The 26,174-nt window shown below is 59.6% G+C and carries 25 protein-coding genes; 15 read left to right on the forward strand and 10 right to left on the reverse strand.

The genetic code is table 11. The annotated features are described in order from the left end of the window. Positions 1–4: 4 nt before the first annotated feature. The gene (locus tag F3J08_RS06375) at positions 5–508 is read right to left on the reverse strand and encodes a L,D-transpeptidase (RefSeq protein WP_166928845.1); all 504 of its coding nucleotides are present in this window, start codon (positions 506–508) and stop codon (positions 5–7) included. Between the two features lie 201 nt (positions 509–709). On the opposite strand from F3J08_RS06375, the gene F3J08_RS06380 reads away from it, so the two are divergent. Next, positions 710–1,429, forward strand: a complete 720-nt coding sequence (locus F3J08_RS06380; RefSeq protein WP_062164435.1) for a response regulator transcription factor — start codon at positions 710–712, stop codon at positions 1,427–1,429. A 142-nt stretch (positions 1,430–1,571) separates the two neighbouring features. Here F3J08_RS06380 and F3J08_RS06385 read toward each other — a convergent pair whose 3' ends face one another. Further along, positions 1,572–2,375, reverse strand: a complete 804-nt coding sequence (locus F3J08_RS06385) for an exodeoxyribonuclease III (RefSeq protein WP_166928846.1) — start codon at positions 2,373–2,375, stop codon at positions 1,572–1,574. Positions 2,376–2,453: 78 nt separating this feature from the next. Here F3J08_RS06385 and F3J08_RS06390 point away from each other — a divergent pair, with 78 nt between their 5' ends. From F3J08_RS06390 to F3J08_RS06405, 4 genes are all read left to right on the forward strand, one after another. Beyond that, positions 2,454–3,443 carry a dipeptidase gene (locus tag F3J08_RS06390; protein ID WP_166928847.1) on the forward strand — a complete coding sequence of 330 codons (990 nt, stop codon included), beginning with the start codon at positions 2,454–2,456 and terminating at the stop codon, positions 3,441–3,443. A 298-nt stretch (positions 3,444–3,741) separates the two neighbouring features. Continuing rightward, positions 3,742–5,649, forward strand: coding sequence for an excinuclease ABC subunit UvrC (gene uvrC / locus F3J08_RS06395; RefSeq protein ID WP_166928848.1), 1,908 nt, complete (start codon positions 3,742–3,744; stop codon positions 5,647–5,649). Positions 5,650–5,749: 100 nt separating this feature from the next. Beyond that, positions 5,750–6,355: a CDP-diacylglycerol--glycerol-3-phosphate 3-phosphatidyltransferase gene (gene pgsA, locus F3J08_RS06400; RefSeq protein WP_166928849.1), complete on the forward strand. Its 606-nt coding sequence runs from the start codon at positions 5,750–5,752 to the stop codon at positions 6,353–6,355. Between the two features lie 240 nt (positions 6,356–6,595). Continuing rightward, positions 6,596–7,000: a hypothetical protein gene (locus tag F3J08_RS06405; protein WP_240149173.1), complete on the forward strand. Its 405-nt coding sequence runs from the start codon at positions 6,596–6,598 to the stop codon at positions 6,998–7,000. Between the two features lie 1,088 nt (positions 7,001–8,088). On the opposite strand, the gene lexA is transcribed toward F3J08_RS06405, so the two are convergent. Continuing rightward, positions 8,089–8,799, reverse strand: a complete 711-nt coding sequence (gene lexA, locus F3J08_RS06410) for a transcriptional repressor LexA (protein WP_122039363.1) — start codon at positions 8,797–8,799, stop codon at positions 8,089–8,091. 236 nt (positions 8,800–9,035) lie between these two features. Here lexA and rpmG point away from each other — a divergent pair, with 236 nt between their 5' ends. Then, positions 9,036–9,203: a 50S ribosomal protein L33 gene (gene rpmG / locus F3J08_RS06415; protein WP_023977387.1), complete on the forward strand. Its 168-nt coding sequence runs from the start codon at positions 9,036–9,038 to the stop codon at positions 9,201–9,203. Positions 9,204–9,606: 403 nt separating this feature from the next. On the opposite strand, the gene F3J08_RS06420 is transcribed toward rpmG, so the two are convergent. Both F3J08_RS06420 and eno read right to left on the reverse strand, forming a co-directional pair. Further along, positions 9,607–9,936, reverse strand: coding sequence for a septum formation initiator family protein (locus tag F3J08_RS06420; protein ID WP_062164442.1), 330 nt, complete (start codon positions 9,934–9,936; stop codon positions 9,607–9,609). A gap of 130 nt (positions 9,937–10,066) precedes the next feature. Further along, positions 10,067–11,347 carry a phosphopyruvate hydratase gene (gene eno, locus F3J08_RS06425; protein ID WP_023977385.1) on the reverse strand — a complete coding sequence of 427 codons (1,281 nt, stop codon included), beginning with the start codon at positions 11,345–11,347 and terminating at the stop codon, positions 10,067–10,069. Positions 11,348–11,447: 100 nt separating this feature from the next. On the opposite strand from eno, the gene F3J08_RS06430 reads away from it, so the two are divergent. Further along, the gene (locus F3J08_RS06430) at positions 11,448–11,936 is read left to right on the forward strand and encodes a DUF3429 domain-containing protein (RefSeq protein WP_166928850.1); all 489 of its coding nucleotides are present in this window, start codon (positions 11,448–11,450) and stop codon (positions 11,934–11,936) included. Here the strand turns inward: F3J08_RS06430 and F3J08_RS06435 are convergent. The 5 genes from F3J08_RS06435 to tpiA form a co-directional block, all read right to left on the reverse strand. Beyond that, on the reverse strand, positions 11,924–12,397 hold the full coding sequence (locus F3J08_RS06435) for an OsmC family protein (RefSeq protein ID WP_166928851.1): 474 nt from the start codon (positions 12,395–12,397) through the stop codon (positions 11,924–11,926). The two genes, F3J08_RS06430 and F3J08_RS06435, sit on opposite strands and share 13 nt — an antisense overlap. Continuing rightward, the gene (gene kdsA, locus F3J08_RS06440; protein ID WP_062164444.1) at positions 12,387–13,214 is read right to left on the reverse strand and encodes a 3-deoxy-8-phosphooctulonate synthase; all 828 of its coding nucleotides are present in this window, start codon (positions 13,212–13,214) and stop codon (positions 12,387–12,389) included. Before kdsA ends, F3J08_RS06435 begins: the two co-directional genes overlap by 11 nt. Then, a complete protein-coding gene (locus tag F3J08_RS06445; RefSeq protein WP_166928852.1) occupies positions 13,211–14,842 on the reverse strand; it encodes a CTP synthase in 1,632 nt (543 codons plus the stop codon). Before F3J08_RS06445 ends, kdsA begins: the two co-directional genes overlap by 4 nt. 91 nt (positions 14,843–14,933) lie before the next feature. Further along, the gene (secG, locus tag F3J08_RS06450) at positions 14,934–15,290 is read right to left on the reverse strand and encodes a preprotein translocase subunit SecG (RefSeq protein WP_166928853.1); all 357 of its coding nucleotides are present in this window, start codon (positions 15,288–15,290) and stop codon (positions 14,934–14,936) included. Between the two features lie 34 nt (positions 15,291–15,324). Further along, on the reverse strand, positions 15,325–16,074 hold the full coding sequence (tpiA, locus tag F3J08_RS06455) for a triose-phosphate isomerase (protein WP_166929004.1): 750 nt from the start codon (positions 16,072–16,074) through the stop codon (positions 15,325–15,327). Positions 16,075–16,328: 254 nt separating this feature from the next. On the opposite strand from tpiA, the gene F3J08_RS06460 reads away from it, so the two are divergent. The 8 genes from F3J08_RS06460 (at position 16,329) to F3J08_RS06495 (ending at position 26,173) form a co-directional block, all read left to right on the forward strand. Further along, complete coding sequence (locus F3J08_RS06460; protein WP_166928854.1) at positions 16,329–18,248, forward strand: peptidylprolyl isomerase; 1,920 nt, start codon at positions 16,329–16,331, stop codon at positions 18,246–18,248. Then, a complete protein-coding gene (locus F3J08_RS06465) occupies positions 18,245–19,723 on the forward strand; it encodes an anthranilate synthase component I family protein (RefSeq protein WP_166928855.1) in 1,479 nt (492 codons plus the stop codon). The genes F3J08_RS06460 and F3J08_RS06465 overlap by 4 nt, the downstream gene beginning before the upstream one ends. A 74-nt stretch (positions 19,724–19,797) precedes the next feature. Next, on the forward strand, positions 19,798–20,394 hold the full coding sequence (locus F3J08_RS06470) for an aminodeoxychorismate/anthranilate synthase component II (protein ID WP_062164448.1): 597 nt from the start codon (positions 19,798–19,800) through the stop codon (positions 20,392–20,394). Continuing rightward, positions 20,395–21,513 (forward strand): anthranilate phosphoribosyltransferase, encoded by a 1,119-nt coding sequence (gene trpD, locus F3J08_RS06475; RefSeq protein WP_166928856.1) that lies wholly within the window; start codon positions 20,395–20,397, stop codon positions 21,511–21,513. Continuing rightward, positions 21,510–22,421 (forward strand): indole-3-glycerol phosphate synthase TrpC, encoded by a 912-nt coding sequence (gene trpC, locus F3J08_RS06480; RefSeq protein ID WP_031239899.1) that lies wholly within the window; start codon positions 21,510–21,512, stop codon positions 22,419–22,421. The genes trpD and trpC overlap by 4 nt, the downstream gene beginning before the upstream one ends. A 104-nt stretch (positions 22,422–22,525) precedes the next feature. Continuing rightward, complete coding sequence (gene pdhA, locus F3J08_RS06485; RefSeq protein WP_023977373.1) at positions 22,526–23,548, forward strand: pyruvate dehydrogenase (acetyl-transferring) E1 component subunit alpha; 1,023 nt, start codon at positions 22,526–22,528, stop codon at positions 23,546–23,548. A gap of 3 nt (positions 23,549–23,551) precedes the next feature. Then, positions 23,552–24,898, forward strand: coding sequence for a pyruvate dehydrogenase complex E1 component subunit beta (locus F3J08_RS06490; protein WP_166928857.1), 1,347 nt, complete (start codon positions 23,552–23,554; stop codon positions 24,896–24,898). Between the two features lie 12 nt (positions 24,899–24,910). Further along, on the forward strand, positions 24,911–26,173 hold the full coding sequence (locus F3J08_RS06495; RefSeq protein ID WP_166928858.1) for a pyruvate dehydrogenase complex dihydrolipoamide acetyltransferase: 1,263 nt from the start codon (positions 24,911–24,913) through the stop codon (positions 26,171–26,173). The last annotated feature ends 1 nt before the right edge of the window (position 26,174 follow it).

Below are 26,174 nucleotides of genomic sequence, written 5' to 3' on the forward strand. Positions count from 1 at the left end.
GGCCCTAATCCGATCGGACCTCGATGCCGGCATGACCAGAGGCAATAACGCGGCGCAACAGGCGTTCCTCAAGGGCGATACAGCCCTCCGTCGCGCCGCTGGTGGGGGGCAGGTGCAGGAAAATCGCCGAGCCACGGCCTGGAACAGCCGGGCTGTCATTCCATCCCAGTACGACGCAGAGATCGTAGCAATGATCCTCGCGCCACAGCCTCTCATGCCGCGCCGGGTGAGGCAGCGTTATCTGACGGTTGTAGTCAGGATGAGAAGGATCATCGCACCAGCCATCATCGGGCGAGAGCGCCTCGGTGCGCAACGCAGTGGCAGGCCTTGCAACGCGATCGGCCCGATAAAAGACGTGCCTGAATGGAAGGAAGCCTACAGGCGTTGCCATGTCACCCTCACTTTTATCCCGCCTCGTCCCGGCAGCGCCGATCAGGGCAGGGAGGGGCTCTCCGTCGAGGAGAAGGGTCGCGCGCGACCCGTTTGCGTGTCGCAGGATGACAGTCATGTCACAAACCTCACGTCTGAACATTAATTTATGATTAATTACCGTCTAAAGCTCGGTATCACGCCGGGGGAGGTGTCTGATCGGATTGGCGTTATCACGATATCCGTGTAAGGCTCACGGGCAAAACAAGGGTCTTTCTTCCTTGAGAAGTCAGGTCTTGGCTCAGGGGTGTCGTCCCCAGCTGGAGAGAGAAGGTTATACATGCCTGGTCCGCGTCCTGTCCTTATTGTTGACGATGACGATACGCTTCGCCAACTCCTGGTCGAACAGCTCAAGCTCGAAGGCGAGTTCGAACCGATCCAGGCGGTATCCGTTGCCGATGCCAAGGAAAAGCTCGGCGTGCCTGATGTGCGTGTCGACGCAATTCTGCTCGATGTGACACTCCCCGATGGCGATGGTCGCGATTTCTGCGCAGAGCTTCGCCGCCAGGGTATCCGTATGCCGATCATCATTCTGACTGGTTCGGATGACGAGGCCGATGTGGTGCGCGGCCTCGATGCGGGCGCGAATGACTATGTGGCCAAGCCGTTCCGTATCGCTGAGCTGCTGGCTCGCCTGCGTGCCCAGCTTCGTCTGTTCGAGAACAGCGAGGATGCAGTTTTCCCGATTGGGCCGTATCTGTTTCGTCCTTCCTCCAAGATCCTTCAGGAGCCGGCCAAGAACCGCCGCATTCGCCTGACGGAGAAGGAAGCCGCGATCCTGAAATATCTGTATCGCGCCGGGCATCGCCCGATTGCCCGTCAGGTGCTTCTCAACGAGGTCTGGGGCTATAACGCGGCTGTCACGACCCATACGCTGGAGACGCATATCTATCGTCTGCGTCAGAAGATCGAGCCCGATCCGGCAAACGCGTCGCTGCTGCTGACTGAGGGCGGTGGTTACCGTCTGAACCCGGAAGGCAGTGATGCGCTGATGGGCTGAAAGCTCTGTCTGCATGACGCGTGATCCAAAACCCCGGTCCTGCAAAGGCCGGGGTTTTTGTTTGAACGCGCTGGTGAATCATGGGCTGTGTTATACGAGGGGCATCCCCGTCACGAGGGAGGCCCGATCGGTTATCCTTGGGTCACGCGGCAGACAGATCTAGATCGAAAACCACCGGCACATGATCCGACGGGCTGTCCCAGTCTCTTACATCTCTCAACACGTTGAGGTTCGTAAGAGCTGGCTGCAAATTTGGCGTCAGCCATACATGGTCGAGGCGCCGCCCCCGGTTTGAAAGCTTCCAGTCGCGATTGCGATAGGACCACCACGTATAGAGTTTTTCCTGTGGCGGGACGACCAGCCTCATGGCATCGACAAACCCGGTCGCCGCCCAGGCATTGAGGCGTTCGATCTCGGGTGGCGTATGACTCACCACGGTCGAGAGCTGCTTGTGGCTCCACACGTCATGTTCGAGCGGGGCAATATTCAGGTCACCAACCACGATGGACCGTATCGGCGGGTTTTCCCGGAACCAGGCCGTCACCTCATCGAGAAAATCCAGTTTATGGGCAAATTTGTCGTTAACCGCCGGGTCGGGAATGTCGCCGCCTGCGGGGACATAGAAGTCATGGAGCATGACAGGGCCGGTTGTGGTGTCGATGACGACGCCAATATGTCGTGTATCGCTCTTGCCGCACCAGTCGGGCGTCGCTTCGATCGGCCTGATGGGATGGCGCGAGAGAATGGCGACCCCGTTATATCCCTTCATGCCCAGAAAATGCTGATGATCGTAGCCGAGCTCACGCAAGGGACCTGCCGGAAACAAGGCGTCAGGGACCTTTGTCTCCTGTAGGCAGATGATATCGGGCGCCTGTTCCTCACCAAGGCGCTGAAGCAGGGGCAGCCTCAGGCGCAACGAATTGATATTCCACGTCATCAGCCGCATGGCGCAGTGTCCTTCAATTTGGCAGGAAGTGCAGCAAACCCTCTTGCTGTGCGGCTGCAATAAACCATTTAAACAGGCATGACACCTGCGATTCACAAATCTCTCCTGACGCTCGACTCTCACATCGATATTCCGTGGCCCGACCGGGGCGATTTCGCCACCGGGTCACCTGATCGCCAGGTCGATCTGCCAAAGCTGCGCGAGGGCGGTCTTAAGGCTGTCTGTCTGGCCGCCTATATTCCGCAGACTGTGCTTGCGCCGGCGGAGCGGCAGGCTGCCTGGGAGCGGGCTCAGGCCATGCTTGGCGTGATCAACGGTCTTTCGGGCCCAGGCGTCGTGGCTTGCCGGACGGCAGCAGCCGTCAAGGACGCTGTTTCTTCAGGCAACGTCGCCATCGTGCCCGCAGTGGAGAACGGGCATGCGCTGGGTGGTGACATCTCCCGGATCAGTGCTTTGGCGGCACTGGGGGTACGTTATATGACGCTCACCCATAACGGACATAACGATCTGGCGGATGCAGCCATTCCCCTGCCGGCTTTAGGGAATGACAAGAGCCTTCATCACGGACTTTCACCCCTGGGACGTGAAGCCATTGCCTCGATGAACGCATATGGGATTGTGGTGGATGTCTCCCATGCGGCCAAGACGACCATGATGCAGGCGACCGAAATTTCGGCTCTGCCGATCGTGGCGAGCCATTCCTGTGCCCGCACCCTTTGCGACCATCCACGCAATCTGGATGATGAGCAGCTTCTGCGTCTGCGCGATACGGGTGGCGTGATCCAGATCACGGCCATGTCCTCGTTTCTGGTTCCCGCTGCCACCGGCAAAGCGGATGTTGCCGATCTTGCGCGTCATGTGCGCTATGTTGCGAATCTGATTGGTGTAGACCATGTCGGCGTATCCTCCGATTTCGATGGCGGCGGGCGCATCCAGGGATGGGCCGATGCAGGCCAATCCCCGGCGGTGACTGAGGCACTTGTTCGTCAGGGGTTCAGTGAAACCGAACTTGCGAAGATCTGGGGAGGCAATTTCCTGCGCGTCCTCGCGCAGGCCGAACGCGTCTAAAGGCAACTCCGAACAAAACAGGATCGTTCTAGCCAGGACGACCCGAAAATTTGTCCACTTTCAGGGCGGTTCCGGGATTGACTCCCTGTATTTCCAACGTCTTGGCGCTGTTTTTTCGATCCGGATAGGCAAAATTGTTGATTTTCAACATCTTAGCATCAAATGCCCAAAAATTAGGCAAAGCGTCGCAAAGCGCGCCAAACTGCGCCCGTCATGAATTTGTCACGCGATGCCCCACAGACTTATCCACATGTTCCGTGGATGAACTTGTGCGCGACCTGGGCAATGGTGTGCCGTCATGAAGACCACGCAGGCTGACCCGTCTGTTCATCACGATCAGACCGTTACTGCCACTGAACTGCCTACCCGCAAGGAGGGCGCAGAGGCCATACGGGAGGCTCTGAAAACCATTCCATTCACGCCCGGCGTCTACCGCATGCTGGGAGAGAAGGGGGAGGTGCTGTATGTTGGCAAGGCGCTGAGCCTCAAAAAGCGTGTGTCGTCCTATCTCCGGCTCAACCAGTTGCCAGAGCGGCTACGCCGCATGGTGAGCCTGACGCGATCGATGGAGATCGTGACGACGCGCACCGAGGCCGAGGCGCTGCTTCTTGAGGCCAACTATATCAAGAAGATGAAGCCACGCTTCAACATCCTACTGCGCGACGACAAATCCTATCCTTGGATCATGCTGACCGAAGGGCACGAATTTCCGCAGATTACCAAGCAGCGTGGCCGCCCGGTCAAAAATGCCACCTATTGGGGGCCATTTGCCTCAGCCTGGGCCGTCAATCAGACCCTGAACCTGATCCAGCGCAGTTTTCTGCTGCGTTCCTGCAGCGATGCCGTTTTGTCGTCACGTACACGACCTTGCCTGCTGTTCCAAATCCGTCGGTGTTCCGCACCCTGTGTAGACAGGGTGACCCCGGGGCAATATGCCGAGCTGGTGGATGAGACGAAACAATTCCTCTCAGGCAAGAGCACGGATGTGCATAAGACGCTTGTCGAGGAGATGGAAAGAGCCTCTGAGGCGCTCGAATTTGAGCGCGCGGCGGCCATACGTGATCGCATCCGAGGGTTCTCCAGCATGCAGGAATCGGGGATCATCAACCCGGCCTCGATTGGCGATGCTGATATCATTGCCCTCTGGCAGGAGGCGGGACGAACCTGCATCCAGGTTTTCTTCATCCGTAATTCCCGCAATAACGGAAATCGTGCTTTCTTCCCTGATCACGCGGAGGAAGAGAGCGCGGCAGACATTCTTGCAGCCTTCCTGCTCCAGTTTTATGACGACAAACCACCACCGCCCCAGATCTTGCTTAACAGCGACCCTTCGGAGCTCGACCTTGTTTCGGAGGCGCTGAGTCTCAAGCGCGGGCGCAAGGTGGAATTGCTTCAGCCACAGCGTGGCGAGAGGCGCGACGTGGTTCGCCACGCCGAGACGAATGCCCGCGAAGCGCTCGAGCGGCGGCTGGCAGAGAGCGCCGGTGTCAGCAAATTGCTCAATGGTGTGGCAAGCGTCTTCGGGCTTGCAGAGCCGCCCAAGCGGATCGAGACCTATGATAACTCGCATATCATGGGGCAGCACGCTTACGGCGTTATGGTCGTGGGCGGGCCGGAAGGGTTCGTCAAGCGCGCCTATCGCAAATTCGCCATCAAGGGGCCCGTCACGCCGGGTGATGATTTTGGCATGATGCGCGAGGTGATGGAGCGTCGCTTCGGCCGTCGTGATCCGGAAGCACCGGAGGCCCGGCCGGAAGACTGGCCTGATCTCCTGCTGATCGATGGCGGGCTGGGGCAGTTCAACGCTGTCCGGGCCGTTCTGGCAGAATTGAATGTGCGCGATATTCCTATCGTGGCTATTGCCAAAGGGCCGGACCGCGATGCCGGGCGTGAGTGGTTCTTTCAGGAGGGGCGCACGCCATTCCAGTTGCCGCCGAATGATCCTGTTCTCTATTACCTGCAGCGCCTGCGGGATGAGGCCCACCGCTTCGCCATTACGACGCACAGGGCAGGGCGCAGCAAGGCTATCAAGGTTTCTGAACTCGATAGTGTGCCGGGTGTAGGTGCCGTGCGCAAACGCGCCCTTCTGACGCGGTTCGGCTCGGTGCGTGGCGTCCGTAGTGCCAGTCTGGAGGAGCTTGTCTCGGTGTCGGGAATCAATTCAGAGACTGCCCGCACGATTTACGAGTTTTTTCACCCGCAATGATGCTTGAGAAGCTATGAAGAACCACCATGAGCGTCCTATCATGGTGCGCAATTTCATCTCCATGTGTTTTCTGACTTGAAGGCAGCTCCGGGAAAGATTCATGCTGACAGATCTGCCCAATATCCTGACCCTGCTGCGTATCGCGTCGATCCCGGTGCTGATCGCCCTGATTGCGTTCAATAATGCTTGGACGGACGGGATTGCCTGCGTGCTGTATATCGCGGCGTGCATTACCGACTATCTGGACGGGATGCTGGCGCGCCGCTGGAAGCAGGGGTCAGAATTGGGTCGGATGATGGATCCGATTGCGGATAAGTTGCTTGTGGGCGCCCTGCTCCTCGCATTGGCAGGGTATGGCCGCCTGGTGGACGGTGCGCTGTTCGCTGCGATTATCATCCTTGTGCGTGAAATCATGGTCAGTGGCTTGCGCGAGTTTATGGCCAGCCAGCGGGCCACCTTGCCATCTACCCGGCTCGCAAAATGGAAAACAGGAATCCAGATGGTTGCAATCGGCTGCCTGCTGGCGGGGAATGACATGCCCCGCGAGATCGGGATAGCGGGGATTTCGTTCATCCATGTCGGTGCAATCATGCTCTGGATATCCGTGGTGCCTACGGTGATGAGTGGATGGGGTTACCTCGTCACCGGCTTTGGAAGGATGCTCGGTACAGACGCAAACCGGTCATCGGCAAAGGTTACGCACTAGTATTGTGCGCTATACATGTTCTGTATCTGGTGTTGTGCGATGGGTCGCCCTAAAAGAGGCCTATACACATCCCTGGAGTAGATGATGAGAAAGGCCGCTCTTTTAGCGATTCCTGTTTTATTGAGTGGCTGTTCCGGGCTCGGGAAATCGCTGCATGACACCGCGACCTTTCCGGGGGCCAACCCGAACATGCCTGAGGGCATTTCGGAAAACATGGAGAAGGTTCGAGGGCATAGCTATATGGCAATGCCCATTGTGCCTGAAGGCGGAAACATCTGGCCCGGCGCCCCTCAACCTCTGCCCACCCTTCGTGACGTGATGGCGTCGCCAAACGGTTTGCGCGATGCTCTTGCTGACACGAATAGCTATTTCGGATCCATGACCAAAAGTCATGGCGCCAGCAATGATAGCAGCATCCAGCTGGGTGATGGTGGCAAGATCGAAATTGGCGAGCATGATGGTGTGGTCAACGGGGTGCATCAGTCGTCGCGTCCCTCGCTATCGTCGTCAGTCGAGGATAACGCTCATAAATACCTCGCTCCCACCCATAACGGGACCATTGTGATACCCAATGGGGATGGAACAAGCACACTTATTGCGCCGGATGGCACGGTGCGCGTGGAGAAGGAAAAATCGGGCCACTGATCCTGTGGGCCGCCCCAAGCGCCTACGTCTGGTGAGTATCAGGGTCAGGCCCGGCCCTTCATCCTGGCGATATCACCACTTGTCGTTCTCGGGTTGGCCTATATCAAGGCCCCTTTTCGTAGTCGCTCGCACGAGGCAAGTGGGGGGAAGTGACGGACGCGCGATGTATCCCTGCATCATTTGTCGACAAGCACCGTGTTTTCCGTCCTCAGGAATAAGCAGTCCGCCAGGCTGAAATCGCCGTTTATGCCGCTGAACGCTATCTCCTCGGAGATAACAGGCATCATGCCACCGACTGGTTCTTATGGCTGGCAACAGGCCTTGTGCGGCGCCCCAGACTGAATCCGATTCGAGGGCGAAGGCTCGGCCCGTTTCGTTCCACGGGTATCGAGACAATACCTGCACGTGAACCGGGCGAGTGGCGTCAGCGTGTCGAGAGCCGGGGGCATGGTCGTACTTACTTGCTCGGACGCTCATGTAAGGGCGCGCGCTTGCCTCAGGCCAGAGCAGAGGAAGGGGGCATTTACACAAATCCTGGACGGAGAACGCAGTAGCCAGGCTACCCTTAAGGTCACACCGTGCGAAGTGACGGAATCCCTGTTTCTCCCGAAGGGTGGCATCAAGGCGATAGGATGAGGCACAACGCCGAGGCCCTTTCACCCCGCAAATCCAGCGGCGCACTGAATGGCAACTCTGTCCTCATACCGGGGGCGCGAAGCGTTGAAGCGCGTTCGCGAACCGGTAAAATATTGACGCCCCCTCGGCATTCGCTACTACCCCGGTGAGAGCCGCATCATCTCTATTCGAGTTGATTTAGAGGCAAGGCCTCTTGCGACAGGCTCGTGCCGTCACGGCCGCACTCGAAAAACGTTGTTGAGAGCGGCTGCATTGGAGAATACGCCCAGTGCGTAGGTCTTCACCCGCCGTGGCTGGGAGCGGTGATGATCTGGTCTGGCTCCGGAACCGTAGTCCGTTACTGCATTGGCCGGCGCGTTACCTGGTTGTATTTGCGCGGCTCACCGATACATCCCTACTTATAAAATAGTCCGTGATCGACAGGGCGGCTCGCGCAGGAATATTCCGATACGTCAGCCATACTGTCGGTAAAGTCCGATCAGGATACCCTGAATCCTTACCCTGTTCCTAGGAAATATCTGTGTCTCATAGGACGGGTTGGCAGGCTCGAGGGCGATAGACTGCCCCTTTTGGCGTAGGCGCTTGAGGGTCACTTCCTGATCATCGACCAAAGCCACGACAATCTTGCCATTCTCGGCTGTCTCGGCCTGACGTATGATCACGATGTCGCCGTCCAGAATGCCGGCTTCGATCATGGAGTCACCGGAGACGTGCAAGGCGTAATGCTCACCATTCGTGAGCTGAGTTGCCGGGATGTCGATCTGCTCACCCTGATCCCGGAAGGCTTCGATAGGAAGGCCTGCAGCAATGCGCCCAAACAGGGGCACACCAACCACTGGGCTTCTGGCGTCTGGCAATGCAGGTGTCGGCTTCTCATCCTGACTATGGGCGAGATGCAGGTGGCTTGCGTCACCCGACTTGGCAGCAGCAGGGAGCGACTGACCTTCAATGACCGGCGTACGCAGGATTTCGAGAGCACGTGCACGGTGATGGTGACGCCGCAGGAAGCCGCGCTCTTCAAGTGCAGAAATGAGGCGATGGATGCCGGATTTCGACCGTAGCTCCAGCGCGTCCTTCATTTCGTCGAATGAAGGCGAGAACCCTGTCCGCTTGAGATAGCCGTCAATATAAAGCAGGAGCTGGTGTTGCTTGCGTGTCAGCATGGGGTTCCTCTCTCCGTGGCGAGGGCGGTACGAAACCGCAACTGCACGGAATCACTATGTTCTTATTAGGTTCTTGGTTCGATCTCTTCAAGATTTTTTCCCCGGAACATCAAAAATTATCCACCGTTTGAGCGGAAACACTTGACCCGCGGGCGTAATGCAAGCATTTATGCGCCCAGCTTGAAAACGCTGCCGTTCATGTCGCGCGCAGCGACAGATCAGTTTGCGAGGACCCAATGGCCAAGACCAACGTCATCCAGATCCGTCTCGTTTCGACCGCGGATACCGGATATTTCTACGTCACCAAGAAGAACGCCCGCTCGGCGACCGGCAAGATGGAAGTGCGCAAGTACGACCCCGTCGTTCGCAAGCACGTTGCGTTCCGCGAAGCCAAGATCAAGTAAGATCGGCTGACGTGACGGAAAAGAGCGGCTTTCGAGCCGCTTTTTTTGTGCCCGCTTGCTCCCGAAGGGAGAGGCCCGCGGTGCGGATCTTATGCAGGGTCGTACCTCGCTTCATCAATGTGTGATCCGGCTGGCGACCGGCCCGCTTGGCGACGAAGGCGCATCCAGCCTTTCCAAGGCACAGCCGCCGCGCAATCTTCTACTTTGAGATCAGGGAGGGGAGCGCAGGTGAGGCAGTAGTGTTCAGCCTGAATGCCAGTGCGCTCGTTTAAGCGAGACTGACTGCCAGCACTGCGTGAGGATGCGGAGCTATTTCAGCCCGAGGTAGCAGCGTGACACAATGCCCGCTCTTGAGATTCTTGACAAAAAACTCCTGTACGGAAGAGGCTCGCCTCTCAGGCTCTCAATAAAGCTTTTCATGAGGGCCATACGGGATAACCGTATCGCCATTGCGGGCCAGATTGAGCATCGCGCGTGAGCGCTCATCGAGCATATCGGCATCCAGAGCGCGTTCGTTCAGGCTACCGATCCTGCGCTTCCAGACGGCCTGTTCAGCGTCCGCGTCTTTCTGGGCTTGAAGTGCCTGGTCCATCAGTTTGAGTTGCTGATGATAGGCCTTGATTCCGTGGTCGCCCTGTAGCGCATTCCAGCCAAAATAGGCCGTGAGCCCGAGAAAAAGAGCCGGCGGGACGACGGCGCGTACAAAACGACGGATGGCTCGGACGATCTGCACGGGAACTCCACGATTTCAGGCAAGGTGTAACGCCTCAAGACTAGCCCTAGCTCGCCACCGCTGACAATCGTGTAAACGCAATGAGGGAGAGAATGACTCTCTCCCTCATGCTTGCGTAGTGCAAAAAAGGTTAGGCGCGCGGGAGGATCGAGCGGCCTGCGTAACGGGCAGCGGTTGCCAGCTCGTTTTCAATGCGGATCAGCTGATTGTACTTTGCCGTGCGATCCGAGCGTGACAGCGAGCCCGTCTTGATCTGACCGCAATTAGTCGCCACGGCGAGATCAGCGATGATCGAATCTTCAGTCTCACCCGAGCGATGGCTCATGACGCACTTGTAGCCGGCGCGATGCGCGGTTTCCATGGCGCGGAGCGTTTCGGTCAGCGTGCCGATCTGGTTGACCTTAACCAGCAGGGCATTGGCCGTGTTGCTCTCGATACCACGCACCAGACGCTCGGTGTTGGTCACGAACAGGTCGTCCCCGACGAGCTGCAGCTTGTGGCCAAGCTTTGCTGTCAGTTCTGCCCAGCCTTCCCAGTCGTCTTCTGCAAGGCCGTCTTCGATCGAAACAATCGGGTAACGTGCTGCGAGATCGGCCAGGTAGTCGATCATGCCCGAAGAGTCGAGATCGCGGCCTTCGCCGTCCATCTTGTAGCGGCCATCGCGATAGAATTCGGTGGCGGCACAATCGAGCGCGAAGGTGACGTCTTCACCGAGGCGGTAACCAGCACCTTCGACCGACTTCGAGATGAAGCCAAGTGCTTCGTCTGCCGACTTCAGACCTGGAGCAAAGCCGCCTTCGTCACCAACATTGGTGTTGTGGCCCGCTGCATGCAGGTTCTTCTTCAGGTGCGCGAAGATTTCCGATCCCATACGCACAGCGTCCATGATCGTCGGTGCGCCGACCGGCTGGATCATGAATTCCTGGATGTCGATGGGGTTATCGGCATGCTGACCACCATTGACGATGTTCATCATCGGCACGGGCAGGGTGTGCGCGAAAACGCCACCGACATAGCGATAGAGCGGGATATCCAGCTCAAGCGCGGTCGCCTTGGCGGTCGCCAGCGAGACGGCGAGGATCGAGTTGGCACCCAGACGCGCCTTGTTCGGCGTGCCATCCAGCTCGATCATGGCTTCGTCGATGGCGATCTGATCGGACGATTCGGCGCCCTGCAGGGCGTCAAGGATCTCGCCTTCAGCGAAGGCAGCAGCCTTGAGAACGCCCTTGCCACCATAACGCGACTTGTCGCCGTCACGCAGCTCGACGGCCTCATGGGCACCGGTGGAGGCACCGGACGGAACAGCAGCGCGGCCCTTGGCACCCGAGGACAGTTCAACCTCGACTTCTACAGTCGGATTGCCACGGCTATCCAGAATCTCGCGAGCAATGATATCAATAATGGCGCTCATTTGGGGGCTCCCTGTTTGAACGTTCGAACTTCGGGCATCACAAGGCGTCGAGACACCGGCGCTGTCAACTGGCGTTATGTGAAATGAGGATGGATATTCCGTGAGACCCCTGTCACCGCTCGTCATTTTCCTTGGTATCGCCGGTCTGGTGCCATTTATCACCCTCGCTATGGCGGCCTTGTTCTGGGGTAGTCTCGGACCAGTCACCCATATTGGCGTGGCGATGCTGGCCTATGGCGGCTGCATCCTGTCGTTCCTGGGGGCGGTTCACTGGGGGCTGGCGCTTGAGCAGCCTGCCATCATGCCGGCACAGGGCATGGGAGCGATCAACCGACGCAGGCTGTTCCTCGGTGTCATGCCGTCGCTCTGGAGCTGGATCGCCATCTATGCAGGCGTCGTCTGGGCACCGCGCGGCGGTATCCTGATGGAAATGATCGGCTTTGTTCTGTTGTTGATGGCCGAGCGTGCTGCCTATCGCAAGGGCGCCCTGCCTGCTGGATACTTCCCGTTCCGCGCCCTGCTAACCGCTGTCGTGGTGCTTTGTCTGGCCGCCTGCCTCAGCGCACCGCTCCAGCCTTACACGATCTGAAAGACAGGCTCGCAGATCACGGGGAAATTTACCGAGCGGGCAATGAAGCAATGGGCATGAGCCTGATCGTGCAGGCTTTGTGCCTGCTCGACCGAACTTCCGCTCGCCAGAGTGATGACGGGGCGCAGAACAGCGCTCTCGAATTCACCATCCCCTTGCGGGTTCTCCATCATCACGGCTTCGGCGGCGTCGCGATAGGCCGTAACAACAAGGCCGGCACCTGCAGCAAGACCGAGATACCAGAGCTTGTGGCAGGCACTCAGCGAGGCGAGGAGCAGTTCACCGGGATTCCAGCCCGTCGGATCACCATGAAAGCTGGGATCTGCCGAGCCGTGAATTATGGGTTTGCCTTCGGCCGCAATATCATGGTTGCGGCTATAGACATGCCATGAACGCGTGCCGAGCCCGTGATTGCCGGTCCATTCGGTCTGAACCGAATAGACGTGTCGCTTAGAACCCATTGGACTTGGCAAGCCTGTCGAAAGCCTGAAGCGTTTTCAGGAGTTCGCGCATCTCTGAAAGTGGCACCATGTTCGGGCCGTCACTTGGCGCCTGGTCGGGGTTTTCGTGCGTTTCAATAAACACGGCGGCAACACCGATAGCCACAGCGGCACGGGCGAGGGGAGGCACGAATTCACGTTGCCCGCCTGACGCACCGCCAAGGCCGCCCGGCTGCTGAACAGAGTGGGTGGCATCGAAAACAACCGGATAGCCGGTCGAAGCCATGATCGGCAGGCCGCGCATGTCGCTCACCAGCGTATTATAGCCAAAACTCGTGCCGCGGTCGCACAGCATGATCTTCTCATTACCAGTCGACGCGATCTTGGCGGCAACGTTGGCCATGTCCCAGGGGGCGAGAAACTGACCCTTCTTGACATTGATAGCCCGACCCGTCTCGCCAGCCGCGAGCAGCAAATCGGTCTGACGGCACAGAAAGGCAGGGATCTGCAGCACATCGACTGCTTCGGCAGCAGGCTTGCACTGTTCTGCACCATGCACGTCGGTCAGCACCGGACAGCCGAATTCCTCACGGATGCCCGCCAGAATATCGAGCCCTTCGGCAAGGCCGATCCCTCTCTGCGCCTTGAGAGACGTCCGGTTAGCCTTGTCGAACGAGCTCTTGTAGATCCAGCCAATGCCAAGATCGCCACAGATCTCGGCAAGACCAGCTGCCATATCGCGTGCATGGGCGCGGGATTCGATCTGGCAGGGGCCTGCAATCAGCGTGAAGGGCTGCTTGTTGCCAATGGTGAGCGAACCAAGAGTGATATCATTCATGCGAGGCGGGCCTTCTTGACGGCAGCCTCGATGAAGCCGGCAAAGAGCGGATGCGGAGCAAAAGGCTTGGACATGTATTCCGGGTGATACTGCACGCCCACGAACCACGGATGATCCGGATATTCGACCACTTCCGGCAGAACATCATCGGGCGACATACCCGAAAACACGAGGCCAGTGGCTTCGAGCTGCTGACGATAGTGCACGTTCACCTCGTAGCGGTGGCGATGCCGCTCACGCACTTCAGTCGTGCCATAGATCTCGGCAGCGCGTGAACCGGGCTTGAGCTTGGCCGGATAGGCGCCAAGGCGCATCGTGCCACCCATTTCGCCATGCTCACGGCGGCGCAGCATCTCGTTGCCACGTGCCCATTCGGTCATAAGACCGACCAGCGGCTCGTCGGTCGGGCCGAACTCCGTGGAAGAGGCCTTATCGAGACCAGCCAGGGAGCGGGCGCATTCGATAACCGCCATCTGCATACCGAAGCAGATACCAAGGAAGGGCACGCCGTTTTCACGGGCATATCGCACGGCCTCGATCTTGCCTTCGGAGCCACGCTCGCCAAATCCGCCCGGCACGAGAATGCCGTCGACCCGACCGAGCGCTGCGATCGATTCGGGATTCTTCTCGAATGTCTCTGACTCAACCCATTCGAGACGAACCTTGACGCTGTTGGCAATGCCACCATGCAGCAGCGCTTCGATGAGCGACTTGTAGCTGTCGAGAAGCGCGGTGTACTTGCCAACCACGGCGATGCGGACCTCGCCATCGGGATGACGCAGCGTTTCGACAATTTTGGTCCAGCGGCTCAGATCGGGCTCGCCATTCACAGGCAGGCCGAAATAGCGCAGAACCTCATTGTCCATGCCTTCCTTGTGGTAGGAAATCGGGCAGGCATAGATGGTGTCGACGTCCAGCGCAGCAATCACGGCCTCGGGACGCACGTTACAGAAGCTCGCGATCTTGCGACGCTCATTGGTCGGGATCTCGCGGTCAGAGCGGCAGATGAGCATCTGCGGCTGGATGCCGACATTCTGCAGTTCCTTGACCGAATGCTGGGTCGGCTTGGTTTTCAGTTCACCGGCTGCGGGGATGTAGGGCAGGAGGGTAAGATGCACGCACATGGTGTGCGCCGGGCCCAGATCGTTGCGCAACTGACGGATCGATTCGAGGAACGGCAGGCTTTCAATATCGCCCACAGTGCCGCCGATCTCGACCAGCACGAAATCATAGCCATCGGTGCCAGCCACGACGGCTTCCTTGATGGCGTCTGTGATATGGGGAATGACCTGCACGGTCGCACCGAGATAATCGCCACGTCGTTCGCGGGCAATCACTTCCGAGTAGATGCGTCCCGTCGTGGCGTTATCGGCCTTTCGGGCATGAACCCCGGTGAAACGCTCGTAATGGCCGAGGTCGAGATCGGTCTCGGCCCCGTCATCGGTTACGAACACTTCGCCATGCTGATAGGGGCTCATGGTCCCCGGATCCACATTGAGATAGGGGTCGAGCTTGCGCATGCGGACCTTGTAGCCGCGCGCCTGGAGGAGAGCCGCAAGAGCCGCAGAAGCGATACCCTTGCCGAGAGAGGAAACCACGCCACCGGTGATGAATACGAACCGAGTCATGGAAGGCTCTCCTACACCGGATCGTGTTCCGAGGGAACGAGAAGAATGCCGCCCGATGGCCCGGGCGGAAGAAATTTTTCGTTCTGTTGCGTTACTGCTTCGCAGGCGCCGCCGGAGCGGGTGTTGTGGCGGGCGCCCGGGTGGTCGCGCTGGTGGCCGGTGCGGCAGGCGCCGTCGGAGCAGGGGGCTGCGCCAGAATGTCACTGCCTGCGTTCGTCGAGGCGCCGCGGTTCAGTACCGCGAGCAAAAGGCACAGCACCATGAAAACGCCTGCGAGCACTGAAGTGGTGCGCGTAAGCAGATTGGCCGTGCCGCGTCCCGTCATGAACGATCCCATGCCCTGGCTGCTGCCAATGCCAAGACCACCGCCCTCGCTACGCTGGATAAGGATCACGCCGATCAGGGCGATAGTCACAAGGAAATTGAGAACGAGCAGCAGCGTGGTCATGTCCGGCTTTCATGTAAACGCAATATATATGCCGTCAGGACGCCGACGAGAGACCTGCCTTCGCGATGCCGAGAAAGGATTCGGCAGACAGGCTGGCCCCGCCGACGAGCACGCCCCCCACACCGGAAACAGCGAGGATGGACGCGGCATCTTCGGGCTTGACTGAGCCGCCATACAGGACCCGTGGTGTTTTGTCATCCGTTTCCAGATGACGACGGAGCACCTCATGAATCAGCGTCATGCGGGATTCGATATCCTGTTCGGTTGCCGCCTTGCCCGTGCCGATGGCCCAGATCGGCTCATAGGCCACGATGCCCTGGAACGTTCTGGGCAGACATTCCACGATCTGGCGTGTCAGCCAAGCCTCTGCCTGTCCATCGCGTTTCTGGGTCGCGCTCTCTCCCACGCAGATAACCGGGCAAAGACCGAATTTCTGTGCCGTCACGGCCTTGCGTCGGATGAGGGTGTTATCTTCGTGATGATGTTCTCGTCGCTCGGAATGACCAAGCAGCACGTGTCTGACGCCAAGATCTGCCAGCATGGGGGCAGAGATATCGCCCGTATAGGCTCCTTCGGCTTCGGCATGGCAGTCCTGCGCGCCAAGCCCGATGCCAGAGGATTGCAGGATGGGTGCAATGAGAGCTGTCAGGGTAAAGGGCGGGGCCAGAACGACATCGCGCTCAGCCAGAACGGGCTCGATTGCGTCTGCAATTTCGGCAGCGAGTTCCGAACCCCGACCGCGAAGGCCATGCATCTTCCAGTTGCCCATGATCATCTGGCGCATCATGTATCCTTCAACGATCCTGCATTAACCGGCGAGCGATGCTCCTGCTTAGCGGAAGTTTTCGGACCGGAGACAGGGGGGAACGGCGATTGTCCGTCATCTTTCCATCATCTTATCGTCAGATGAATGACAAGCGTTGCACCGGGAATGGGCGCTTGATGTCTCCCGGGCAAGGGCGCCGTCTGGTCAAGTGAAGCGTGTCAGACTATGGTCCTGCCAATCAATCCCTGGCGAATTGCGGATCCTGGACGCGTATGATTTCGACTTTGCGGCATCTTGTTGTCGATTCCTGGCTTGGGCGCATCATTGCGCTTCTCATTTTTCTGGCCTTTGTTGGCTGGGGCGTCGGCGATATGGTCGGCAGCTATAACGGTGATCAGGCCAATATTGCCGTGAAGATCGGGACCCGACAGATCGGGGCCCAGGATCTCGCCAATGCCATTCAGAACGAAATGCCGCGTGTTGCGCAGCAGATGGGGCTGAGCAACCCATCACAACTGACCCCTGCTGTGCGTGAGCAGGTCGCCCAGGGTGTGCTTCAGCGCATGCTGGCCCAGAACGAGGTTCTGGCTCTGGCGGACCGCAACGGGATGAAAGTGCCTGATGCCCTCGTTCGTAACGAGATCTTCGGCATGAGCGTGTTTCATGGCACGGACGGGCAATTCGACCGCAAGCTCTTCAATAGCAAGCTGAGCCAGATTCATATCACGGAGCGCGATCTTCTGGCGAAGGTGCGTGATGATATCGGTGCGCGTAACCTGCTCGAAGGTCTCGGCAATAGCATGAAGGTGCCGGGTTCGGTTCTTGATCAGCTTCTGTCCTACAATACGCTTGCGCATCAGGTGGACCTTCTGCGTCTCGACAGCGCCTCTGTGGCCGTGCCGGTAGCCCCCGAGGAGGCGCAGCTTCGCCGCTTCTATGATCTGCATCCGTGGCTCTATCGTTCGGCAGAATATCGTCATGCCAAGCTTGTCCTGCTTTCGGCAGACACGATTGCCCGCACGCTCACCATTCCTGATGCCGATCTCAAGCGTTTCTACGAATTCGAGATCCAGAAATACGACGTGCCGGAAACGCGTAGTCTCGAGGTGCTGACGCTTCAGGGCCGGGCGGCTGCCGAGGCCGTTCTGGCAGCCTGGAAAGCCAGTGGCGATTACGCCGCTCTTCAGAAGCAGAATCCGGCCGCAGCAGCTGTTGCCTTCCCCAATGCGCGCAAGGCCGATATCCCGAGCCCTGAACTGGCGAAGGCTGCCTTTGAAGCGCCTTCCGGCGTGATCGAAGGGCCGATCGAGAGCCCCGCAGGCTGGATTGTTTTCCGCGTCACGGCAATCAATGCACCGCATAAGACCGATTTCGACCATGCGAAAGCCGGCATCCGTGATGAAGTGGCCCGCTCGCAGGCCCCGCAAATCCTCGGTGGACGCGTGGCTTCGCTGCAGGATGCCATAGCGGGCAGTGCGGATCTCGAGCAGATACCGACCGATATCGGCGCCGTGCCGGCTCAGGGGTCGCTCGATGCGCAGGGCTTGACGAAAGATGGTGAGGTTGCGCCTCTGCCGGGGAACGATGCCGTCCGCAAGGCCATCATCGCGCGCATCTTCAGTCAGAAGAAGGGCGAGAAGCCCTCGCTGGTCAACGGTCCGGACGGGAGCGCTTTTGCTGTGCTCGTGGACGAGATCGAGCCCGGCCATGTGAAGCCCTATGACACCGTGCGTGAGCAGGTGGGGCATGACTGGCTTCGCGAGCGTCAGATGCATATGGCAGACGAGCGTGCCACCACGCTCATGCAGGCAGCCCGCAAATCGGGTGGTCTCGACAAGGCAGTGGCCGGCACGACCGATGAGGCGCAGATGCAGAAGGATCTGATGATCTCGCGCATGCAGAATGGTAACCTGCCATCCGCCCTGCTGTCGCAGATCTTTTCGACCCCGGTTGGCAAGACTGGCATGATGGCCGATGGTGACGCGCTGTATGTGTTCACGGTCAAGGCGACCAGGCCCGCAAGCCCTGAGAGCACCAAGGCGCTTCGCGCCTCCATGCAGTCCCAGTTGCAGGACACACTGCGCACTGACGTGCCGGTGGTGTTCGTCCATTCGCTGGAAGGGCAGATCAAGCCAGTGCCGAACATGCCGGTGCTTCAGCAGGCGCTCAAGGCGGGAACCGGACAGGAATGACGACCGAATTTCTTACGCGTATCGAGGCTGCCGACCTTCTGACGCCGGTCGCGGCTTTCATGAAGCTTTCCTCGCTGGTGCCCGCTCAGGCGGGTGGCGGTGAGGGGCGTCCATATCGCCTGCTGTTTGAAAGTGTCGAAGGCGGCGCCGCGCGTGGGCGATATTCGGTCATAGCCCTGTTGCCCGATCTCGTCTGGCGTTGTGCTCATGGCGTTGTCTCAATCAACACTGCGCCGCACGACGCAGGGTCGGTATTTACCGAGATTGACGAGGCGCCGCTGGTTTCCCTGCGTCGTCTCATCGATGAGAGCCGTGCCGAGTTGCCGGATTCACTGCCCACCATGATCGGGGGCATTTTCGGCTATCTAGGCTACGACATGGTCCGGCAGATGGAAACGCTGCCGAATGCGCCGCAGGATGATCTGCACCTGCCCGACGGCGTGATGATGCGTCCGGGACTGTTTGCCGTGTTCGACTCGGTGCGGGACGAGCTGCACCTTGCCGTGCCCTTGCGCGAGGGTGGGATGAGCCGCGAGGCAGGTCTGAACCTGCTTGAGCGTGCCAGCAGGGCGCTCATAGCAGCGCCTCTCGACACAGCACCTGAGCTGTCCGAAGGCAGCGTTCTCGACGCTCCGGTTTCGACCATGACGGCAGATGCGTTCATGGACAAGGTGCGCAAGGCTCAGGATTATATTGCAGCCGGTGATGCGTTCCAGATCGTACCGAGCCAGCGTTTCGAGGCGGGGTTTCCTCTGCCTGCACTGGCACTTTATCGTTCACTGCGGCGTGTCAATCCTGCGCCGTTTCTGTTCCTTGTCGAGATGGATGGCTTCTCGCTCGTCGGTTCATCTCCTGAAATTCTCGTGCGGCTGCGTGATCAGGTCGTGACCGTGCGCCCCCTCGCCGGAACCCGTCCGAGGGGCGCGGATCGCGAGGAAGATGAACGCCTCGAAGCCGAGTTGCTGGCCGATGCCAAGGAACGTGCCGAGCATCTGATGCTCATCGATCTGGGGCGTAATGACGTGGGTCGTGTGGCACGCATGGGGTCGGTCACCGTGCCGTCGTCCTTCGTGGTCGAGCGCTATAGCCATGTCATGCATATCTCCTCCACGGTGCAGGGTACGATTCGTCCCGAATGTGACGCGCTGGATGCGCTGTCCGCCGCTTTCCCGGCGGGAACACTGACGGGTGCTCCAAAGATCCGCGCCATGGAAATCATCGACGAACTGGAAGTAACCCGGCGTGGTCCCTATTCGGGCTGCATCGGCTATGTCGGCGTTGATGGCGATATGGATACCTGTATCGGCCTTCGCATGGCGATCCTGCACAAGGGGCGGATGTATGTGCAGGCCGGATGTGGCGTCGTGGCCGATAGCGATCCCGCGAGTGAGGAGATGGAGACGCGACACAAGTCACGCGCCATTTTCCGTGCGGCGGAGCTGGCCGTGATCCAGGCCAGCAGGGGTGGTGGCTGACGGGCAGAACCGCCGGAAAGTCAGGCATTGTAACGGAATTTGACCTTCACTCGAGACATCGCCATCTTAGTGCCATGATATTGCTGATCGATAACTACGACAGTTTCACCTTCAACCTTGTCCACCATTTCGGGGCACTGGGAGAGGCCTGTGACGTTCGTCGCAACGATGCCCTGAGTGTTGAGGAGGCCCTTGCCCTCCGCCCGGAAGCCATCGTGATTTCTCCCGGCCCATGCTCGCCCAACGAGGCCGGTATCTGTTGTGACCTGATCGCAGCTGCGGCGCCGCATGTGCCGGTGCTGGGTGTCTGCCTTGGACATCAGGCGATCGGGCAGGTTTTTGGCGCGACGGTTGTTCGTGCGCCTGTGCCGATGCACGGAAAGGTTGACGGCATACGCCATGACGGCACCGGCCTGTTTCATGGTCTGGCCAGCCCGACGCAGGCGACGCGCTATCACAGTCTTACCCTGGCGCCCGAGACGATACCCGACACCCTTATCGTCAATGCCCGGTCGCAGGATGGTGTGATCATGGGCGTGCGTCATCGGACCCTGCCAGTCCATGGCGTGCAGTTCCATCCCGAGAGCATCGCTTCGGAAGATGGCCAGATGATGCTTGCCAATTTTCTCAACATCGCCCGTGCCGCTCGCCAGAAGTCGCAAGCAGCCTGAATGACAATGCAGTCTGGTCGTCTCAAACAGGTCATGGGTCGGCTCGCCGAGGGGCGGCGTCTCTCGGGGGAAGAGACCGAAGCACTCTTTACCCTCATCATGCAGGGCGAAGTGCCCGGCGAGCAACTTGCAGCCATTCTCATGGCGCTTCGCCTGCGTGGCGAGACTGTCGACGAGCTGAGCGGTGCGGTGCGTGCCGTCCGAGCCTGCATGACAGCCCTGCCCAATGCTCCGGAAGGGGCAATGGATGTCTGCGGCACAGGGGGGGACGGACTCGGCACGCTCAATGTTTCCACCGCCGTTGCTTTCGTGCTTGCAGGTCTCGGTGTGCCGGTGGCCAAACACGGCAACCGCGCCCTGTCGTCCCGGGCGGGAGCAACAGACACGCTCATGGCGCTGGGGATCGCCCCGTGCGAGGATCTGGGCGAGCAGACGCGCCGCCTGCGTGAGGGCCGTCTGGCTTTTCTCGCGGCCCCTCTGCATCATCCGGCCATGCGCCATGCCGCGCCGGTCCGGGGGGCACTTGGCTTTCGCACGATCTTCAATCTGATCGGGCCGCTCTGCAATCCGGCTGAAGTCCGCCGACAGATGATCGGTATCTACGATCAGCGTTGGCTGCGTCCCGTGATCGAGACATTGGCATCGCTCGGTGCAGAGTGCGTGTGGGCCGTGCATGGCGAGACCGATCTTGGCGGGAGTGACGAAATCACCCTCGCGGGCCAGTCGCATATCCATGCCTGGGATGAAGGGCGCTTTCTTGATCTTGTCCTGACACCGGATATGGCGGGACTGCCGCATCGCCCCATCGCAGCGATTGCGGGCGGTGACCCCGCCCATAATGCAAGCAAGCTGCTCGACATGCTCTCCGGCCAGGAGGGCGCGTATCGTGATACCGTGCTGCTCAACACGGCTGTCGCCCTGCATGTCTCTGGCCGTTTCCCCATTCTTGAAAACGCGTCTATCGTCCCCACTCTTCTTCGCAGGAATGTCGAGGTCGCCGCACATGCCATCGATACAGGGCTGGCCCTGTCGGCTCTCGTTCAGGCGCAGAAGCAGGCGCCCGATTCTGCCGTTGCGGTGTACCCCTCCCATTTGATCCAGACGTCAGGCTTGAAATGACCGATCATTCGTCCACTCCCACGCATGACACGCCCGCCGGCTTTCCTGATGTTCAGGTGCCCGGAACCATTGTGCAGGAAGAGACCGCATTGCCCGTTTCCGGCGTGGACATGCCGGATGTGCTGGCGCGTATCTGTGCCCGGACGCGCATCGATGTCGAACAGCGCTCACAGATCATGCCGCTCAAGGAAATAACGGCTCGCGCCCGCGAGGTCAGTGTACCTACGCGTGGTTTCGGTCAGGCGCTCAAGCAGATGGCGGCCGATCGGCGTGTCGGGCTGATTGCCGAAATCAAGAAAGCCTCGCCTTCGGCCGGAATTCTTCGGCCGGATTTTGATCCGGTTGGCATTGCGAAGGCTTACGAGGCGGCAGGCGCGATCTGCCTTTCTATCCTGACCGAAGGCTCGTGTTTTCATGGGTCGATCGAGGATCTCAAGGCGGTCAAGGAAATCTGCCCGCTGCCGATCCTGCGCAAGGATTTCATTCTTGAGCCCTGGCAGGTGCATGAAAGCCGCCTGATCGGTGCGGATTGCATCTTGATCATTCTCTCGGCCCTGACCGATGCCGAGGCTGCCGAACTCATCGCCCTTGCCCGTGGTCTTGATATGGACGTGCTGTGCGAGGTGCATGACGAAGCCGAACTCAACCGGGCGCTTGCGCTCGACACCTCGCTCATTGGAATCAACAACCGCAACCTGCGCACGCTCGTGACCGATCTGGATACGACAGCCAAGCTGGCCCCGCTGGTGCCGCCCGATCGCATCCTCGTTTCCGAGAGTGGTATCCGCACACTCGAAGATGTGACGCGTGTGGGTGAAGTAGGGGCCAGCGGCGTGCTGGTTGGCGAAAGTCTCCTGCGCGAGCAGGATCCTGGCATCGCCGCCCGCCGTCTGCTCGGCACGCTCTAACGCACATATTAACAGCCCGGGTTGTGGACTTGCTCAACGGGACTGGTAAATACCGGTCCCTGAGTTGTGCATGACACAACGATCTGGCCCAGGAGATACTCAGCATGTCCGGCAAAGCCCATAAGGGAGCGGCTCAGCCGCTCGCCGATCACAACGGACCGATCCTGCCACTGGAGACCGTACGCACGGCATATCGCGATATGCTTCTGCTGCGCCGCTTCGAGGAAAAGGCCGGACAGCTTTACGGCATGGGTCTGATTGGCGGTTTCTGCCATCTCTATATCGGTCAGGAAGCGGTCATCGTCGGTATGTCGCTGGCGATGAAGCCGGGCGACAAGATCGTGACCTCCTACCGTGATCACGCGCATATGCTGATGATGGGCATGAGCCCCGGCGGTGTGATGGCCGAGCTGACCGGACGCAAGGACGGTTATTCGCATGGCAAGGGCGGCTCCATGCACATGTTCTCGCGCGAGAAGAATTTCTATGGCGGTCATGGCATCGTGGGCGCGCAGGTGGCCATCGGCACCGGTCTGGCCTTTGCCAACAAGTATCGCGGGACCGATGAAGTGGGCGTCGCCTATTTCGGCGAAGGTGCCGCCCAGCAGGGGCAGGTCTATGAGAGCTTCAATCTCGCCGCCCTGCACAAGCTGCCTTGCATCTATGTGATTGAAAACAACCGCTATGGTATGGGCACGAGCGTCGAGCGTTCCAGTGCTGCGGCTCACAACCTGTCCGAAATCGGAGCGCCCTGGAAGATTCCGGGCCGCAAGGTGGATGGCATGGATCTGTTTGCCGTGCATGAGGCGGCTCAGGAAGCTGTAGCGCATTGCCGTGCAGGCAAGGGGCCTTTCCTGCTCGAGATGGAAACCTATCGCTATCGCGGCCACTCCATGTCCGACCCGGCGCGTTATCGCGATCGCTCGGAAGTCGAGGAAATGCGCCGCACGCGTGATCCCATCGAGGCGCTGCACAAGCTGCTATCCGAGAAGGGTACGACAGACGAGGCGTTCAAGGAGATCGACGCCGAGGTGAAGCAGATCGTCAATGACGCTGCCGAGTTCGCGCAGAACAGCCCCGAGCCTGATCTCTCTGAACTTTGGACCGATATTCTGGTGGAGGCGTAAGTTATGGCCGCTCCTGTTCTCATGCCGGCTCTTTCGCCTACCATGACCGAAGGCACGATTTCGAAATGGACCCGCAAGGCGGGTGACAAGATCAATTCTGGCGATGTCATTGCCGAGATCGAAACCGACAAGGCCACGATGGAAGTCGAGGCGGTCGATAGCGGTATCCTGGCAAAAATCCTCGTGCCGGAAGGCACCGAGAACGTCGCCGTGAACACGCAGATTGCCATCATCGCGGAAGAGGGCGAGGATATCTCGGCGCTGGAAAACGGCCCGGCCCCCGCCCAGACGACCCCGGCTCAGACCGCAGTTGAGGAAAAGGCTCCCCAGAAGCCGCAGGAACTGGTGGCGACACCGGACCGCGAATGGGGAGAGACCTCGGTTATCACGGTGCGTGAGGCCCTGCGTGATGCGATGGCCGCAGAGCTGCGTCGTGATGACGATGTATTCCTGCTCGGTGAGGAAGTCGCCCAGTATCAGGGCGCCTACAAGATCAGTCAGGGGCTGCTCGACGAATTCGGTGAGCGTCGCATCATCGATACACCGATCACCGAGCATGGCTTCACCGGTATGGCCGTCGGTGCCGCTCTGACAGGCCTTAAGCCGATCGTGGAGTTCATGACCATGAACTTCGCCATGCAGGCGATCGACCACATCATCAATTCCGCCGCCAAGACGCTCTATATGTCGGGTGGACAGATGGGCTGTCCCATCGTGTTCCGCGGCCCGAACGGTGCAGCAGCGCGTGTGGGTGCGCAGCACTCGCAGTGCTATGCCAGCTGGTACGCCCATGTGCCCGGTCTGAAGGTCGTTGCCCCCTGGTCGTCAGAGGATGCCAAGGGCCTGCTTCGTGCCGCCATTCGTGACCCGAACCCGGTGATCGTTCTTGAAAACGAGATCCTGTACGGACAGAAATTCCCGTGCCCGGTGGATGAGGAGTTCATCCTGCCCATCGGCAAGGCGAAGATCGAACGCGAGGGCAAGGACGTTACACTGGTGGCGTTCTCGATCATGGTCGGTGTGGCGCTCGAAGCCGCGGCCAAGCTGGCCGAGCAGGGCATTGAGGCGGAGGTGATCAACCTGCGCACCATCCGTCCGCTCGATACCGAGACGATTATCAACAGCGTCAAGAAGACAAGCCGTATCGTGTCGGTTGAGGAAGGCTGGCCGGTCGCTGGCATTGGCGCCGAAATCTGCACAGTGGCCTGTGAGCAGGCGTTTGATTATCTCGATGCCCCGCCTGCGCGCGTCTGTGGTCTGGATATTCCGCTGCCCTACGCCGCCAATCTCGAAAAACATGCGCTTCCGCAGCCTGACTGGGTGGTGGACGCGGTTCGCAAACTGTTCTGAGGGGCTGCGACCATGGCTACCAATATCCTGATGCCCGCTCTTTCTCCGACCATGACCGAGGGTACGCTCTCGCGCTGGCTGAAGAAGGAAGGCGATACAGTCAAGTCAGGCGATCTGATTGCCGAGATCGAGACCGACAAGGCCACGATGGAAGTCGAGGCGGTCGATGAGGGGATCCTCGGCCGTATCGTCGTGCCAGAAGGCAGCGAAGGGGTGAAGGTCAATTCGCCCATCGCCATTCTGGTTGAGGAAGGCGAGGCTGTGCCTGACGCCGTTGAGTCGGCGCCGGCGCAGAAAGCCGCACCTGCCCCCGAGACGGCCTCACAGACCGCCGTGCAATCGGCTCCCGCCCAAGTCTCGGCTGCGCCCGCGCAGCCTCAGGCCGCGCCGGTGGCGGCATCTCACGGCAAGCGCGTTTTCGCCTCACCGCTGGCACGTCGCATTGCCGCGCAGAAGGGTATCGATCTTGCTGCGCTGAAGGGGTCAGGCCCTAACGGCCGTATCCTGCGCCGCGACGTCGAGAACGCGAAGCCTGTTGAGGCTCCGGCAACGGTGACGGCTGGGGGTTCCGCTCCGGCTGAAGCCAGGCGCGTGCCGAATTCGTCCATGCGCAAGGTCATTGCGCGTCGTCTCAGTGAGTCCAAGCAGAACGTTCCGCATTTCTATGTCTCGGTCGATATCGAGCTTGATGCGTTGCTTGCCCTGCGTGGCCAGCTCAATGCAGCATCACCCAGCGAGGGCGAGGGGCAGTTCAAGATCTCTGTCAATGACATGATGATCAAGGCTGTGGCTTTGGCCCTGCGCGATTGCCCCGGCCTGAACGTCCAGTTCACCGAAGCCGAAACGCTGCATTTCCCCGACATCGATATCTCGATGGCAGTCTCGATTCCCGATGGTCTGATCACACCGATCATCCGTCAGGCCGATCGCAAGACCCTGCGTGAAATCAGTGAGCAGGCGCGTGATCTGGCCAAGCGTGCCCGTGACGGCAAGCTCAAGCCGGAAGAATTCCAGGGCGGCACGTTCTCGATTTCCAATATGGGCATGTTTGGCGTGCGTGAATTCGCCGCCATCATCAACCCGCCCCAGGCCGGTATTCTGGCCATTGCCGCTGGTGAGAAGCGCGCCGTCGTGCGTGGCGATCAGCTTGCGGTTGCCACTGTCATGACAGCCACCCTCTCTGTTGACCATCGTGCGGTCGATGGAGCACTCGGTGCGAAATGGCTCAATGCCCTGCGTGACATCGTGCAAAACCCCTATCGACTGGTGATCTGAC

It is taken from the genome of Asaia sp. As-1742 (assembly GCF_011753235.1).
In the GTDB taxonomy this organism is placed as follows: Bacteria; Pseudomonadota; Alphaproteobacteria; order Acetobacterales; family Acetobacteraceae; genus Asaia; species Asaia bogorensis_B.